Genomic DNA, 14,434 nt, shown 5'->3' with positions numbered 1-14,434 from the left:
GTACCTCAATGACACCTTTTGGCATCCTTTACACCCTGCATGTCCTGTCCGCCCTGGTCTGGGTCGGCGGCATGTTTTTCGCGTGGATGGTCTTGCGCCCCGCAGCGATGAAGGCTTTGGAAGGCCCTGCCCGTTTGAAGCTGTGGGTAGAAGTGTTTCAAGGTTTTTTCCGCTGGGTCTGGGTCGCGGTGGTGCTTTTGCCAATCAGCGGTGTGGGCATGATTCATTTGCAGTACAGCAGTTTTGAAGCGGCACCGCGGTATGTGCAGGTGATGATGGGGTTGTATGTGGTGATGACGGCGCTGTTTATCCGGATTCAGGCGTTGTTGTTGCCGGAGTTGCGCACGGCGGTGGCGGCGCAGGACTGGCCGACCGGGGCTGCGACGCTTGGAAAAATTCGCAAGTTGGTGGGGATTAATCTGATGGTCGGGTTGGTGCTGGTGGCGATTGCTGCGGCTCGGCCGATGCTCTAGGGCGTCTGATCGTTCCCACTGCGTGGGAACGATCACTGTCAGGGGTTACAACCGCTGAACAGTCACCGAACCCGCCGCACCGGCAGACCCCGGCTGGCCATCAGCGCCAGGGCGGCCGCTCTTGCCGCCATCAGCCTTGTAAACGAAACAGCCCTTGGCCTTGCCACCCGCGCCCGGTTTACCGCCAGGCCCGGCCACACCACCGTCACCGCCGGCCACCTGAACCTTGATCAGTTCCGCCGGGTAATCGCGCGGCACTTCCAGACGAACCAGTGCACCCGGCGCGCCCGGCTGACCGTCGCTGCCATCACTGCCATCGGCACCACGACCGGCCTGGCCCCAGGTACAACCCGGTGCCTGACCGTTGGCCCCATCGAGACCGACGAAACCCGGTGCGCCCGCACCGCCGCGAGCGTCTACCCACAACAGCGGCGCACTCAGTGCCTTGATCTGCAAGTTGAGGTTACGCCCGGAGCGGGCTGCCTTGAGGTAAGTTCCCGGCGCGCCGCGAGCCGTGATCTGGCTGCCTTCCGACAACTGCGCACGAATGACCTTCAGCTCAAGCGGCTGTTCGCCGGGCACGATGGAGATCCGCGCTTCACGACCCAGACGCAATTCACCGACGGATACCTCGGTCACATTCGAGGGAATCAACAACGTGCCGTAGTCGGCCACATCCAGGCGTTCCAGTTGCAAGGTGCTGGCGGTGTTGGGCAAGCGCATCAAGGAGTTGGTTTCGACGCTCACCACCTGGGCGCAGGCCAACGGGCTGATGAGTGCAGCGAGCAGACAGAGTTTACGCATGGGAAGCCTTAGACGCGGTCGGAGCCGGGATGGTTTGCAGGTGGAAAACGCCGAAAAAGAGGATCTTCAGGCGATCAAGCCAAGGATGAGCGCGACCTCTGAGGCTGCGGAAACAGAACACCGCCTCAAGAAGATGAAGGCATGCCAGCAGGCTGCCGGCCAGATCGACCAGCAGATGCAGAGGATTGACAAACGGCATGAGCTGATTGACCAGCACCACCAGCCAGAACAGCAGGGTCAACAGCTTCCCCAGCCCCCAAAACACGTTCATACGCCCCCCGTTGAGAATTATTCTCTGCGCGCACAGTACCGGCTTCCACGCGGGATTAGCCAGAGGGCAACGGAAAATTCTTCATGAAGGCCGTCGAATGGCTGCCGGGCCCACTTCAATTGTGGTCCGACAGCTCTATCTCGGGGCTCAGCGATTGATGTGCAACTCCACCCGACGGTTTTTCGCCCGTCCTTCTTCCGTTTCGTTATCGGCCACCGGCTGACTTTGGCCCTTGCCTTCGCTGGTGAGCTTGTTCGGCGCCAGACCCTGGCTCAACAGGTAGGCTGCCACGCTACTGGCGCGACGTTCCGAGAGTGCCTGGTTATAGGTTTCCGAGCCGACGCTGTCGGTATGACCGATCACCTTGATGCTCACCACCTCGGCGCTTTGCAGTTTGGGCATCAGCGAATCCAGCTTGCTCTGCGCGGCAGGGGTCAGTTCGGATTGGTTGAAGGCAAACAGTACGTCGCCCGCGTCGCTCAGGGTGATGACCTCCGATTGCACAGGTTCAGGTTTCACGCTGGCCGGGTACTGCGGCAGTGGGCAACCATGATGTTCGACGGGGGTATTGGCGGGCGTATCAGGGCAGCGATCGCGTCGATCGAAGACTCCATCGTCGTCTTCGTCGCCATCCTGGGCGTAACAGATCAAGCCACCGGTCAAGATACCAAGCGCCGCCCCACCGGCCGCCCAACCGCTACTTTGGAGAGCGCCCAAACCGCCACCGACCAGGCCGCCGATAACGCTGCAGATTGGCCAGGTTCGTTGATTGAGGGGAGCGGTGCCATCGCTGTGAGTCGCGCAACCGGTCAACAGGCTGCCCAGCAGTACAACCGGCAAGACGGTCCGTGTGAGAACACTCATGGTGAAAGCTCCTGTGTTACCGGCCAATGCCGGTCACACAGGAGTAAAGACCCGCATCCGCGACTGCACAAGCCGCGGAGTACGAGGGTTTAGCGGTTGATTTTGATTTCCGTGCGACGGTTCATCGAGCGGCCTTCAGCGGTTTTGTTATCGGCAACCGGCTGGCTTTCACCGGCACCGGTGACAGACACGAAGCTGCTGCGTGGTACACCTTGGGAAATCAGGTATTCAACGACCGAGTGCGCACGACGATCCGACAGTTTCTGGTTATAGGTATCGCTGCCCACGCTGTCGGTGTGACCGGTTACAGTCAGTTGGGCGTTAGGCGCTTCCCCTTTCAAGCGAGTGGCGATTTTATCGAGTACCACTTTGTCGGCAGGGGTCAATGTGGCCTTGTCGAACTGGAAGTGAACATCGCGAATGACAATGACTTCTTCTCTAACCACGGCCGCTTCTTCGACCACTGGTGCAGGCACCGGTGGAGGGCAACCGTCGGCATCGACGCGCACGCCTTTAGGTGTTCCAGGGCACTTGTCGCGGCTATCCGGCACGCCATCGCCGTCTTCGTCGCCATCACCGTGAACCCAGCAATAGGCCGCAGCCGTACCGCCGACGAGCAGCGCGCCATACCCCGCCCATGCCGAGCTCTCGGTCGCGCCGAGACCTGCACCCACGACACCACCGACCGCCGCACAGGTCGGCCAGTCGGTTTTCTGCAAACCTGCGCAACCAGTCAACACACTGGTTAGCAGAACCAAGGGTAATGCTGTGCGAACTATGCTCATCTAGTTTTCTCCTGAGGGGATCGGCTTAGAACCGATTCAGGTAGTAAAGACCCGAGTTTTAATCTCCGCCAGCAATAGGCCATTGCAGTTTTAACCCCGTGTTCACGGCACATCGGCGCTTTTAGGACGAACCAACTCTAGGCCCGGTCCTTTGAGCAGGCTAGTCTTGGCAGCTCTGATTGAGGATCTTCGATGATTGCAAGTATTTCTTCGCGCACGCCCCAGCAGGCGTTGGTCGCTTTGCTTGATCGTTACGCCCCCGCGCGCCTGTTGCTGATTGGCGCCAGCGAGTTTCCCGCGCTTGAGGCCTTCAAGCTGGCGCACCCGGACACTTGTGTGGCCCATGCGGCACCTGGACCGTTGCCTGCTGAACTGGCGGCGCGCCGGTTTGACCTGGCGCTGGTGGTCGATTGCCTCGAACATTTACCCAAACGCGATGGCCTGAATTTGCTTGGCGGGGTCCGTAACCTCAACGCCAGTCGCATCGCGGTGCTGGCGGATTTGCCGGCCAGCGGCTGGCAGGAGACCGACTTTTTCTCCCTGGCCCTGCAAGCCAGCGAACGCTTCCAGCGCGACGATCAAGTGTTGACCCTGTTCACCTATGATCTGCTTGACTACAAACAAGTCCCCGATTGGCTCAACTCACGGTTCTGGGCCAATCCGGAAAACTTCGGGAAATATTGGTGGTAACGCAATGAGTACATCCATTTGCCCCTGCGGTAGCGGCACCCTCCTTGATGCCTGCTGCGGCCATTACCATGCCGGTCATCCGGCGCCTTGTGCCGAAGCCTTGATGCGTTCGCGCTACAGCGCCTACGTACTGGGACTGATCGATTATCTGGTGGCGACCACCCTGCCCGCACAACAGGCAGGCCTGGATCGGCAGTCCATCAGCGACTGGAGCGCCCAAAGCACCTGGCTGGGCCTTGAAGTGGAAAGCTCCGAGGTCTTGGGCGGCCAGCCGGAACATGCCTTCGTGACCTTTATCGCGCGCTGGCACGACGGCAGTGGTGAGCACAGTCACCGCGAGCGCTCGTCGTTCGTGCAGAACGCCGGCCACTGGTATTTCATCGACCCCACCGTACAACTCAAGGCCGGGCGCAATGATGCGTGCCCTTGCGCCAGCGGGCAGAAGTTCAAGAAGTGTTGTGCGGGTTATTTCAGCAGATGAGGTAATCGCAAGAGACTAGACTGGGCATCAAAGGGAGTCACTCCATGCTCAGTCAGCGGCGCGTCTTTCAAACCCTCACCCTGCTCCTATTTCTGGGGCTCGGCGGCTGTGCGTCCTGGTTCGGCGACGATAAACCGGAACCGCAGGTGCATCTGGTCAAGGTCGAAGTGGTCCAGGCCAAACTGATGCAGCAGCGATTCCTGCTGCACTTTCGCGTCGACAACCCCAACGACAGCGATCTGACGGTGCGGGGCATCGAGTACCGCATTCACTTGGGCGACATGCTGCTGACCGAAGGCGAGCACGAACATTGGTTCACCGTCGGTCCCAAACGCAGTGCCTACTTTAAAGTGCCGATCCGCACCAACCTGTGGCCCAAGGTGCGGGATCTGGTGAAACTGCTGAAAAAACCCAAGCAGCCCATTCCCTATCGTCTGGAAGGTGAACTGGAAACCGGTTTATTCATCGCGCACTACGTGCACCTGGCGCGCAATGGCGTGATAATCCCCGCCGATTTAATTCCGGAGCAAAACCGATGACCCAGCAACCCCATGTCCATGGCCCTGACTGCAACCACGATCATGACCATCACGACCACCATGATCACGACCATGGCCATGTCCACGGCCCGAACTGCGGCCACGCTCACCAGGAACCGGTGCGCAACGCCCTGAAAGATGTCGGCCGCAACGACCCTTGCCCCTGCGGCAACGGCAAGAAATTCAAGAAGTGCCACGGCGCATAACGCTTCGGGCGAGTTTCTTTTTCGCCTGTTGAATTGCTATCGCGAGCAAGCTCGCTCCCACAGGGTTTTGCGTCGAACACAAACAATGTGCTCACCCGAATTCCAATGTGGGAGATTCTATGTTGCAGGGCAACCCCGCAACCTCAGGCCGGGTGGTATTCGCTCTGATTTTTCATCAGGGCAAATGCCACCCGGCAGAGTTTCCGGGCAAGGGCCACCAAGGCCTGGGTTTTCGAGAAGCCTCTTGCCAAATACGACTCGTAAAACGGTTTCCATTTAGCTGAGCGACAGGCTGCCATTGCGGCGTTGTAAGCCAACCGGCGGACTTCCGGATCCCCTTTTTTTGTCAGGTGCCGGGGGCCGTTCTTCTTCCCGGAGTCATCGACCGTAAGGTCCATCCCTAGAAACGCGATGAACGCATCACTATTGGCAAAATCACCGCGCATAAAGGTCGTCGCCAACCCGGTTGCAGTCAGTTCGCCAACCCCTTCGATGGCTTTGCAGCGGTCGATATTCTCTTCAATACCCGCCTCTTTGCTGACCTTGCGCAGCAGTTTCTGAATGGCCTGATCCGCTTGCTTGAAGGCCTTTTGCTGGGCGCTCTGTACTTTCTTCAACAAGGGTTCATTGGCCCAGCTCAGCATCAGACCGGCATGGTTCTGGATCAGCGTTGCACGTCTGTGGAGCAGGCTTTTCAGCGAGGTGTAGGCCTTGGGTGGTGGGCTCCAGATCCGCAGTCCGTCTTGTTCGTTCGTCAAATAACGCGCCAGCAGACGGGCATCGCAGGGATCGTTCTTGGCTCGTTGGCCGATGCCGCGGCGATAGTTGCTCACCCGATAAGCATCCACGACATAGACCTGGTGCCCCATCGCATGGGCCAGCTCGACGGTGTCCAGGTGGTAGATGTTGGTGGCTTCAACGGCGATAGCGCTTTGGGCGGGCAATGTTTTAAGCCAGCGTTTGAGGGCTGTTCGATCGTTCTTGATGGTGTCAGTGGTTAGCCGGTCGGAGCGATAGACAACTATTTCGGTCTTGGCGATATCGACGCCAACCACCGTCTGCGAAGTAAGGATTGTCATGACGAATCCTCGGAGCTAGGGTTTAAGAGCTTGTCGGGGTCTACCGTTGCGCTGGCTTGCCTCTATCGTCGGTTTTACCGATGAATTCCTTATCGGCGCTTTGGGTAGAAGGGGCGGGATGAGAAGTCTCCCACGGTCTGTACTGGTCAGAATCGAGCTTTTAGTCCCGCCCACCCCTTCAAGTCTAAACATACAAGCGAGCTTGCTCCGGGCGGCGATCCGACGATGACTGCGGCACATCCAATAGAAATGTTTCAGACAGACTGCTTTCGCGAGCAAGCCCGCTCTCACAGGTTTTGGTCAGCCTTCAAAATCTGCGCAGTGCTCACGACCGTGGCATATTCCCCATGCAGATTGCCCAACGACATCGCATGCACTTCTTCAGCTGAATGGGTGTTGCCAAAATAATCGGCCTTGTCGAAGGTAAAACACGCATCCTCCACGACCCACGTTTCAAACCCCAGATTACCGGCCGTTCGCGCAGTGGACTCCACCGAGTTGTTAGTCGCTACGCCAACGATGACCAACTGATCGATCCCCGCCTCTCGCAAACTTTTCTCAAGCCCCGTCGCACAAAACGCATCCGGCACCTGCTTTTGAATAAGCTGCTCACCGGTCTGTGGCTGAAACCGTTCCTGAAATTCCACCCCCGATTGCTGCGGCCAGAACACTGAGTCGGGTGAACGGGACAGGTGCTGCACATGAATGACCAGTCGCCCGGTTCGACGCCAATGCCCTAGCAAATCGAGGATTCGCTGCTCGGCCTGAAGATTATTTCGGCGACCCAGCTTGGGATGCAGGATGCCTTTTTGTTGATCGATGATGATCAGCGCCGCGTTTGTTTTGAGCTCCATGCCTGTTTTTCTCATGCGGGGTCATTGAATTTCCCGCACTTCAGCATCACCTGTTCCTACAGGCAAGCTATCGAACGCAAACAGGACGACCTGATGCCGGCGTTTGCTGTCCGCAAGTAACGACATCTTTTGATTTGGAGTACTCCATGATCGACCTGTATTACTGGACCACCCCCAACGGCCACAAAATCTCGATATTCCTGGAAGAAGCCGGCCTGCCCTACAACGTCCACCCGATCAACATCAGCCAGAACGACCCGTTCAAACGCGAATTCCTGAAAATTTCCCCGAACAACAAAATTCCGGCCATCGTCGATCCCGAACCGGCCGATGGCGGTGAACCGTTGGCACTGTTCGAGTCCGGGGCGATTCTGTTGTACCTGGCAGAGAAAACCGGCAAGTTCCTGCCCAAAGACTTGCGTGGTCGCCAGCAAGCGCTGCAATGGTTGTTCTGGCAGATGGGTGGCCTGGGGCCGATGGCCGGGCAGAATCATCACTTCAGCCAGTTCGCTCCGGAGAAAATTCCTTACGCGATCAAGCGCTACATCGACGAAACCGCCCGCCTCTACGGGGTACTCGACAAGCAGCTGGCCGATAAAGACTTCGTCGCCGGTAGCGAATACAGCATTGCCGACATGGCGATCTACCCGTGGATCGTTTCCCACAAGTGGCAGAGCCAGAACCTGGAAGACTTCCCCAACGTGCTGCGCTGGTTCAACCACATCCAGAGCCGTTCGGCGACGGTGAAGGCGTATGCCCTGGTGGCCAAAATCAACCCGCCTAAATCCTGAAAAACGACGCAATCCCCTGTGGCGAGGGGGCTAGCCCCCTCGCCACAGGGGAAGAAATAACCCCGCTGCCGCTTGCGCGGGCACCTCCTGCTCACTAACGTAGCGCCTTTAATGACGCTACCCCCCGCAGGAGCTTTGCCATGGCCTCGCCAGCCCTTACACATTTTCTTCCCCGGTTCGGCGTTGCCGCAGCAGTGGCCGGTGTTTTGAGCCTGACCGGTTGTCAGACCTGGAACACCCAGGACACCCTCCCGCCGACCACCGGTGTGCAGCCGCTCAAAGGCCTGGCGCAGAACGTTTCGGTACGCCGCAATGCCATGGGCATGCCGTTGATCGAAAGCAACACCTTCCACGACGCGCTGTTCACCCTGGGTTACGTCCACGCCACCGACCGCATCACGCAAATGGTCACCCTGCGCCTGTTGGCTCAGGGCCGTTTGTCGGAGATGTCCGGTTCGGACCTCCTCGACGCTGACCGCTACATGCGCGCCGTCAATCTGAAGAAAAGCGCCGGCGAGCTGTACAAGGCGTCTTCGCCGCGCCTCAAACGCTTCTTCGAAGTCTATGCCCGCGGCGTCAACGCCTACCTGTTCCGTTACCGCGACAAACTGCCGGCGGACCTCGCGGCCACCGGCTACAAGCCTGAATACTGGAAGCCGGAAGACTCGGCGCTGATTTTCTGCCTGCTGAACTTCAGCCAGTCGGCCAACCTGCCGGAAGAGATTGCCTCGCTGATGCTGGCCCAGACCGTCAGCACCGACAAACTCCCGTGGCTGACCCCGTCCGCTCCCGATGAAAAACTGCCGCTGACCGAAGCTGAAAAACTTCAGGGCATCAAGCTCAACGGGCAAATCCCGGGCCTGGCCGAGATCAGCAAAGCCACAAGCCAACTGTCCGATCTGAATCTGCTGGGCGCCACCTCGTCGAACAACTGGGCGATCGGCCCGCAACGCAGCCGCAGCGGCAAAAGCCTGCTGGCCAGCGATAGCCATGGCCCCCTGGGCGTGCCGTCGTTGTTCAGTTACGTGCAAATTCGCGCGCCGAAGTACCAGGCTTCTGGTGTGACGATTGCCGGTTTGCCGATGGTGCTTGGCGGTTTCAACGGCAAAGTGGCGTGGAGCATGACCACCGTCATGGGCGACAACCAGGACCTGTTCCTGGAAAAAATCAAACGCCAGGGCAACGGACTTTCCTACGAGGTGGGCGGCAAATGGCAGCCGGCGATCGTGCGAAACGAAACCTACTTCGTCAAAGGCCAGCGACCGATTCGCGAAGTGGTGTACGAAACCCGTCATGGCCCGCTGCTCAACAGTGCCCAAGGCACGACGCTGACCAACGGTTTCGGCCTGGCCTTGCAGACGCCGAACTTCACCGATGACAAGACCCTGGACGCGTTTTTCGACCTGTCCCGCGCCCAGACCGTCGAGAAAGCCTCGGACGCCAGCCGCGAAATCCGCGCCATCGCGCTGAACCTGGTATTTGCCGACGCCAGCAACATTGGCTGGCAAGTCACCGGCCGCTTCCCGAACCGTCGCGAAGGCGAAGGCCTGCTGCCGTCACCAGGCTGGGAAGGTCGATACGATTGGGACGGTTACGCCGACCCGATGCTCCATCCCTATGACCAGGATCCGGCCCAAGGCTGGCTCGGCACAGCTAACCAGCGAGTCATTCCCCATGGCTACGGCATGCAGTTGTCCAACTCCTGGTCAGCGCCGGAGCGTGGCGAACGCCTGGCCGAACTGGCGGGCGTGGGCAAACACGACACGCGCAGCCTGATCGCCATGCAATACGATCAGACCACAACCTTCGCTGCCAAGCTGAAGAAGATGTTTGAAGCGCCGGGCATGTCCCAACCGCTCAAGCAGGCCATCGAAGCGTTGCCGGTTGCCGATCGTGGCAAGGCTCGCGAGGCGTATACCCGCCTGGTGGCCTTCGACGGAAAACTCAGCCCGACCTCCGCTGATGCAGCGATTTACGAATTGTTCCTGCAGCAAAGCACCCAGCAAATCTTCCTCGACGAACTGGGCCCGGAAAGCAGCCCGGCGTGGAAAGCCTTTATTGCCAACGGCAAGTTGTCCTACGCGGCCCAGGCCGATCACCTGCTGGGTCGTGAGGACAGTCCGTTCTGGGATGACGCTCGCACGCCGCAGAAAGAAGATAAACCGGCGATCCTCGCCCGCAGTCTGGCGGCAGCGATCAGCGCGGGCGACAGTCAGTTGGGCGGCGATCACAAAGCCTGGCAATGGGGCAAACTGCACCGCTACGAGTGGAAAAACGCCAGTGGCCAGACTGTGCGAGGTCCGGTGGCGGCCGGTGGCGACCACACCACGCTGAATACTGCAGCATTCGCCTGGGGTCAGGATTTCAACACCACCCTGGCGCCAGCCATGCGCTTTATCGTCGACTTCGGCCAGGCCGAACCGCTGATGGGGCAGAACGGTACGGGGCAATCCGGTAATCCGGCGAGTCCGAACTACCTCGACAGCATTGATCCGTGGCTGAAGGGGCAATACCTGAGCTTGCCAATGCAGCCGCAGAACTTTGACAAGGTGTATGGGAAGACGCGGTTGACGCTGACACCTGGCAAGTAAGGTCACCATCGACCCAATGTGGGAGCGGCGGTGCGGCGATCCGACTTGCTCGCTCCCACATGGGTATGTCGGTTGCCGATGAAAAATCAATAGAACTTCTAGCCTCGCGCAAACCTCATAGCTAACAAGTCCCTCCATTTTGGTAACAACATGGATCTTGTTATCGCGCGTCCTGAAGGTTTGTACTGCCCGGCCGGGGATTTCTACATCGACCCGTGGCGGCCGGTCGAGCGTTCAGTCATCACCCACGCTCACGGCGACCATGCCCGCACCGGCAATCAGCATTATCTGGCGGCCGCTCCCGGCGAAGGGATTTTACGTGCGCGATTGGGCCAGGACATCAACCTGCAAACCCTGCCCTACGGTCACCCCCTGACCCACCATGGCGTCACCTTGAGTTTTCACCCCGCCGGGCATGTCCTTGGCTCGGCACAGGTGCGTCTGGAATACGGCGGCGAAGTCTGGGTCGCCTCGGGCGACTACAAGATCGAACCCGACGGCACCTGCGCGGCGTTCGAACCCGTGCGCTGCGATACCTTCATCACTGAATCGACCTTCGGACTTCCGATTTATCGCTGGCAACCTCAGGCGCACGTCTTTGCCGAGATCAATCAGTGGTGGCAAGCCAATGCCGCCGCCGACAAAACCAGCGTGTTGTTCTGCTATGCCTTCGGTAAGGCGCAGCGAATTCTCCACGGCATCGATGCCAGTCTCGGCCCCATTCTGGTGCATGGCGCCGTGGAACCGCTCAATCAGGTTTATCGCGAAGGTGGTATTTATTTACCGCCAACGATCTATGCCGGCGAAGTAAAAAAGAGCGACCCCATGATGCGCAAGGCGTTGGTCCTGGCCCCGCCTTCGGCTGGCGGCAGCACCTGGATGCGTCGCTTCGGTGACTACAGCGATGGTTTCGCCAGCGGCTGGATGCGTTTGCGTGGCACACGGCGGCGTCGTGGCGTGGATCGTGGCTTCGTACTGTCTGACCACGCCGACTGGCCCGGTCTGCTCTGGGCCATCGAACAGACCGGTGCTGAGCGTGTGATGGTGACCCACGGTTCGGTCGGAGTACTGGTGCGCCATCTGCGCGAACAGGGCCTCGATGCAATGAGTTTCAGCACCGAGTACGGCGACGATGAGGAAGAAAGCGCAGCCGTCGGCTCCGAGGTCGCCGAGGTGCTGCCATGAAGGCGTTCGCCCAGTTGTACGCCGAACTCGATGCCACGACGTCGAGCAACGCCAAACTGGCGGCGATGCAACACTACTTCGCCGAGGCCGCGCCGGAAGATGCCGCATGGGCTGTTTACTTTCTGTCCGGCGGGCGGCCTCGGCAACTGGTGCCGGTGCGCATCCTGCGAGAGTTGGCGGTGGAGATCTCCGGCCTCTCGCCGTGGCTGTTCGAAGAGAGTTATCAGGCGGTCGGCGATTTGGCGGAAACCATTTCGCTGGTGCTGCCCGAAACGCTTCACAGCTCCAACGATGGATTGGCGATCTGGATTGAAGACAAATTGCTGCCGCTGCGCGGTGAAACCCCGCAAGTCCTCGCCGAGCGACTGCGTACCCTGTGGTCGCAACTGGACCGCCAGAGCCTGATGCTCTGTATCAAACTGATCACCGGTAGTTTCCGTGTTGGCGTCTCCAAGTTGCTGGTCACCCGCGCCTTGGCGGCCATGGCCGGGCTCGACAGCAAACGCGTCGCCCAGCGACTGGTGGGTTACACCGACCTGTCCAACCGCCCGAGCGCGCCGGGTTATATGAAGTTGATCGCCGCCGAATCGTCTGACGAACATGCCCAACGGGGCGGTCAGCCCTATCCGTTTTTCCTCGCTCACGCGCTATCACAACCCGTTGAACAATTCGAAACCCTGCTCGGCCCGGCCAGCGATTGGCAAGTGGAATGGAAGTGGGATGGCATCCGCGCCCAGGTGGTCAAACGCGACGGGCGATTGTGGATCTGGTCGCGAGGTGAAGAGCTGGTCACCGAGCGCTTCCCCGAACTCGACAGTCTGGTTCACTGCTTGCCCGATGGCACGGTCATCGACGGTGAAATCGTCGCCTGGAAAACCGAACAACCCACCACCGAAGACGCCTTCAACCCTCAATCCCCGGCCTCACCCGCGGTAAAGCCTTTCGCTCTGCTGCAACAGCGGATCGGCCGCAAAACCCTGGACAAAAAAATCCTCGAAGAAGTGCCAGTGGTGATCCTCGCCTACGACCTGCTGGAATGGCAGGGCGAAGACTGGCGCAACCAGCCTCAAACCAAGCGTCGCACTCAACTGGAGCACGTCGTCGCCCGGTGCAACAGTCCGGTGTTACTCGCCTCACCGGTGCTCACCGGCGAAGACTGGTTCGACCTCGCCCGACAACGGCAAGCCTCCCGCAGGCTCGGTGTCGAAGGCATGATGCTCAAGGCCCGGGAGGCGTTGTATGGCGTCGGACGGACCAAGGACATGGGCGTCTGGTGGAAATGGAAAGTCGACCCGTTCAGCGTCGACGCGGTGCTGATTTATGCGCAACGCGGCCATGGTCGCCGCGCCAGCCTCTATAGCGATTACACCTTCGCCGTGTGGGATGGGCCACCTGACGCGAGCGAACGCGCACTGGTGCCGTTCGCCAAGGCGTATTCGGGGCTGACAGACGAAGAAATGCGCCAGGTCGACAGCATAGTGCGCAAAACTACCGTAGAGAAATTCGGGCCGGTGAGCAGCGTGACGCCGAGCCTGGTGTTTGAACTGGGATTTGAGGGCATCGCCCTGTCCAGGCGACACAAGAGCGGGATTGCGGTGCGGTTTCCGAGGATGTTGCGCTGGCGGCAGGATAAATCCGTCGAAGAAGCGGACAACCTGGGAACGCTGCAGGATTTGTTGGATTGATCCAATTCCCTTGTGGGAGCGAGCCTGCTCCGGGCGGCGTTCCGACGAAAGCGGTCTGTCAGAAGCATTGATATCGCCTGACACTCCCTCTTCGCGAGCAGGCTCGCTCCCACAGTGGCTTGTGTGATTCCGAACCAAGTTGGTGCAACTGTTTTCCGGCGGCCGTTTTCGTGCACAAATCCTTCCTTGCCATTTCTTGAATCACCTTTTAAAACACTTGTTCGGGACTCTGGTTCGGAAATTGCTACTTTCATAAGGTCTTACGCTTTCCAGTAACAATAATTCTGCGCCACAAGCGCTCATATTGGTTTTTAGGGATTGAATAATGAAAAAAGCATTGCTGACCCTTTCTGCACTGGCGTTGTGCATGGCAGCCGGTTCCGCGCTGGCCAAGGAATACAAGGAATTGCGTTTTGGCGTTGACCCTTCCTACGCTCCGTTCGAGTCAAAAGCGGCTGACGGTAGCCTGGTAGGCTTCGATATCGATCTGGGTAACGCGATCTGCGCCGAACTGAAGGTCAAGTGCAAATGGGTCGAAAGCGATTTCGACGGCATGATTCCGGGCCTGAAGGCCAATAAATTCGACGGTGTGATCTCTTCGATGACCGTCACCCCGGCCCGCGAAAAAGTCATCGACTTCTCCAACGAGCTGTTCTCCGGTCCAACCGCCTACGTATTCAAGAAAGGTTCCGGCCTGACCGAAGACGTCGCTTCGCTGAAGGGCAAAACCGTCGGCTACGAGCAAGGCACCATTCAGGAAGCTTATGCCAAAGCCGTTCTGGACAAGGCTGGCGTGAAAACCCAGGCCTATCAGAACCAGGATCAGGTGTATTCCGACCTGACTTCCGGCCGCCTCGATGCTGCGATCCAGGACATGCTGCAAGCCGAACTGGGCTTTTTGAAGTCGCCAAAAGGCGAGGGCTACGAAGTCAGCAAGCCGGTGGACAGCGAATTGCTTCCAGCCAAAACAGCTATCGGTATCTCTAAAGGTAACAAAGACCTCAAAGACCTTTTGAATAAAGGTATCAAAGCGTTACACGACGATGGCACCTACGCCACCATTCAGAAGAAACACTTTGGCGATCTGAATCTGTACAGCGGCAAATAATGCCCGGCGCCCATCTTGAGATGGGCGC

Annotated in this window: 16 protein-coding genes; 10 read left to right on the top strand and 6 right to left on the bottom strand. The window is 59.0% G+C overall.

Going from position 1 to position 14,434, the window contains the following annotated elements:
* Positions 1–8 precede the first annotated feature (8 nt).
* Positions 9–473: a CopD family protein gene (locus tag QFX16_RS06535; RefSeq protein WP_283183274.1), complete on the top strand. Its 465-nt coding sequence runs from the start codon at positions 9–11 to the stop codon at positions 471–473.
* 45 nt (positions 474–518) lie between these two features.
* Here QFX16_RS06535 and QFX16_RS06530 read toward each other — a convergent pair whose 3' ends face one another.
* The 4 genes from QFX16_RS06530 to QFX16_RS06515 all read right to left on the bottom strand — a co-directional run bounded on the left by QFX16_RS06530 (position 519) and on the right by QFX16_RS06515 (position 3,197).
* A complete protein-coding gene (locus QFX16_RS06530; protein ID WP_283183273.1) occupies positions 519–1,277 on the bottom strand; it encodes a collagen-like triple helix repeat-containing protein in 759 nt (252 codons plus the stop codon).
* The gene (locus QFX16_RS06525; protein ID WP_283183272.1) at positions 1,270–1,548 is read right to left on the bottom strand and encodes a DUF1145 domain-containing protein; all 279 of its coding nucleotides are present in this window, start codon (positions 1,546–1,548) and stop codon (positions 1,270–1,272) included. Before QFX16_RS06525 ends, QFX16_RS06530 begins: the two co-directional genes overlap by 8 nt.
* 147 nt (positions 1,549–1,695) lie before the next feature.
* The gene (locus QFX16_RS06520; RefSeq protein ID WP_283183271.1) at positions 1,696–2,412 is read right to left on the bottom strand and encodes a PA1041 family peptidoglycan-binding anchor lipoprotein; all 717 of its coding nucleotides are present in this window, start codon (positions 2,410–2,412) and stop codon (positions 1,696–1,698) included.
* 89 nt (positions 2,413–2,501) lie between these two features.
* Positions 2,502–3,197 (bottom strand): PA1041 family peptidoglycan-binding anchor lipoprotein, encoded by a 696-nt coding sequence (locus QFX16_RS06515; protein ID WP_283183270.1) that lies wholly within the window; start codon positions 3,195–3,197, stop codon positions 2,502–2,504.
* A 192-nt stretch (positions 3,198–3,389) separates the two neighbouring features.
* On the opposite strand from QFX16_RS06515, the gene QFX16_RS06510 reads away from it, so the two are divergent.
* From QFX16_RS06510 to QFX16_RS06495, 4 genes are read left to right on the top strand one after another with little or no spacing between them, the layout of a single operon-like run.
* Complete coding sequence (locus tag QFX16_RS06510; RefSeq protein ID WP_283183269.1) at positions 3,390–3,887, top strand: DUF6231 family protein; 498 nt, start codon at positions 3,390–3,392, stop codon at positions 3,885–3,887.
* A gap of 4 nt (positions 3,888–3,891) precedes the next feature.
* Positions 3,892–4,368: a YchJ family protein gene (locus QFX16_RS06505; RefSeq protein WP_283183268.1), complete on the top strand. Its 477-nt coding sequence runs from the start codon at positions 3,892–3,894 to the stop codon at positions 4,366–4,368.
* Between the two features lie 44 nt (positions 4,369–4,412).
* Positions 4,413–4,907, top strand: coding sequence for an LEA/WHy family protein (locus tag QFX16_RS06500; RefSeq protein ID WP_283183267.1), 495 nt, complete (start codon positions 4,413–4,415; stop codon positions 4,905–4,907).
* A complete protein-coding gene (locus QFX16_RS06495; RefSeq protein ID WP_007906737.1) occupies positions 4,904–5,113 on the top strand; it encodes an SEC-C metal-binding domain-containing protein in 210 nt (69 codons plus the stop codon). Before QFX16_RS06500 ends, QFX16_RS06495 begins: the two co-directional genes overlap by 4 nt.
* Positions 5,114–5,256: 143 nt before the next feature.
* Here QFX16_RS06495 and QFX16_RS06490 read toward each other — a convergent pair whose 3' ends face one another.
* Both QFX16_RS06490 and QFX16_RS06485 read right to left on the bottom strand, forming a co-directional pair.
* Positions 5,257–6,192 carry an IS110 family RNA-guided transposase gene (locus tag QFX16_RS06490; protein ID WP_283180612.1) on the bottom strand — a complete coding sequence of 312 codons (936 nt, stop codon included), beginning with the start codon at positions 6,190–6,192 and terminating at the stop codon, positions 5,257–5,259.
* A 287-nt stretch (positions 6,193–6,479) separates the two neighbouring features.
* Positions 6,480–7,046 (bottom strand): cysteine hydrolase family protein, encoded by a 567-nt coding sequence (locus QFX16_RS06485; protein ID WP_283184526.1) that lies wholly within the window; start codon positions 7,044–7,046, stop codon positions 6,480–6,482.
* Positions 7,047–7,192: 146 nt separating this feature from the next.
* Between QFX16_RS06485 and QFX16_RS06480 the strand changes: the two genes are divergently transcribed.
* The 5 genes from QFX16_RS06480 to QFX16_RS06460 all read left to right on the top strand — a co-directional run bounded on the left by QFX16_RS06480 (position 7,193) and on the right by QFX16_RS06460 (position 14,406).
* On the top strand, positions 7,193–7,837 hold the full coding sequence (locus tag QFX16_RS06480) for a glutathione S-transferase N-terminal domain-containing protein (protein WP_283183266.1): 645 nt from the start codon (positions 7,193–7,195) through the stop codon (positions 7,835–7,837).
* Positions 7,838–7,977: 140 nt separating this feature from the next.
* A complete protein-coding gene (locus QFX16_RS06475) occupies positions 7,978–10,428 on the top strand; it encodes a penicillin acylase family protein (RefSeq protein ID WP_283183265.1) in 2,451 nt (816 codons plus the stop codon).
* Positions 10,429–10,578: 150 nt separating this feature from the next.
* Positions 10,579–11,613, top strand: a complete 1,035-nt coding sequence (locus QFX16_RS06470) for a ligase-associated DNA damage response exonuclease (RefSeq protein ID WP_283183264.1) — start codon at positions 10,579–10,581, stop codon at positions 11,611–11,613.
* Positions 11,610–13,298 carry an ATP-dependent DNA ligase gene (locus tag QFX16_RS06465; protein ID WP_283183263.1) on the top strand — a complete coding sequence of 563 codons (1,689 nt, stop codon included), beginning with the start codon at positions 11,610–11,612 and terminating at the stop codon, positions 13,296–13,298. Before QFX16_RS06470 ends, QFX16_RS06465 begins: the two co-directional genes overlap by 4 nt.
* A 325-nt stretch (positions 13,299–13,623) precedes the next feature.
* Positions 13,624–14,406, top strand: a complete 783-nt coding sequence (locus tag QFX16_RS06460) for a transporter substrate-binding domain-containing protein (RefSeq protein WP_283183262.1) — start codon at positions 13,624–13,626, stop codon at positions 14,404–14,406.
* Positions 14,407–14,434: the final 28 nt, after the last annotated feature.

Source organism: Pseudomonas svalbardensis, from assembly GCF_030053115.1.
Classification (GTDB): Bacteria; Pseudomonadota; Gammaproteobacteria; order Pseudomonadales; family Pseudomonadaceae; genus Aquipseudomonas; species Aquipseudomonas svalbardensis.
The sequence above is the reverse complement of the archived record's forward strand: the minus strand, read 5'-3'. Positions and strand labels throughout refer to the sequence as shown.